Origin of the sequence: Pseudomonas sp. MCal1 (assembly GCF_026341415.1) — a bacterium.
Lineage (GTDB): Bacteria > Pseudomonadota > Gammaproteobacteria > Pseudomonadales > Pseudomonadaceae > Aquipseudomonas.
On the sequence record NZ_JAKUMP010000036.1, the window covers coordinates 1 to 683 of the forward strand.

At 48.0% G+C, this 683-nt stretch carries 1 rRNA gene; it reads left to right on the forward strand.

Annotated features, from left to right (window positions below):
• Positions 1 to 148: 148 nt before the first annotated feature.
• A 23S ribosomal RNA gene (locus tag MKZ87_RS28840) occupies positions 149 to 683 on the forward strand; the annotation flags it as partial.

The following is a 683-nucleotide window of genomic DNA, read 5'->3' on the forward strand; positions in this document are numbered from 1 at the left end:
TTGGGTATGTGATAGAAAGATAGACTGAAAGCCACTTTCACTGGTGGTGATCAGGCTAAGGTAAAATTTGTGAGTTCTCTTAGTTGAGAAATTCGAATTTTCGGCGAATGTCGTCTTCACAGTATAACCAGATTGCTTGGGGTTATATGGTCAAGTGAAGAAGCGCATACGGTGGATGCCTTGGCAGTCAGAGGCGATGAAAGACGTGGTAGCCTGCGAAAAGCTTCGGGGAGTCGGCAAACAGACTTTGATCCGGAGATGTCTGAATGGGGGAACCCAGCCATCATAAGATGGTTATCTTGTACTGAATACATAGGTGCAAGAAGCGAACCAGGGGAACTGAAACATCTAAGTACCCTGAGGAAAAGAAATCAACCGAGATTCCCTTAGTAGTGGCGAGCGAACGGGGACTAGCCCTTAAGTGGCTTTGAGATTAGCGGAACGCTCTGGAAAGTGCGGCCATAGTGGGTGATAGCCCTGTACGCGAAAGTCTCTTAGTCATGAAATCGAGTAGGACGGAGCACGAGAAACTTTGTCTGAATATGGGGGGACCATCCTCCAAGGCTAAATACTACTGACTGACCGATAGTGAACTAGTACCGTGAGGGAAAGGCGAAAAGAACCCCGGAGAGGGGAGTGAAATAGATCCTGAAACCGTATGCGTACAAGCAGTGGGAGCAGAC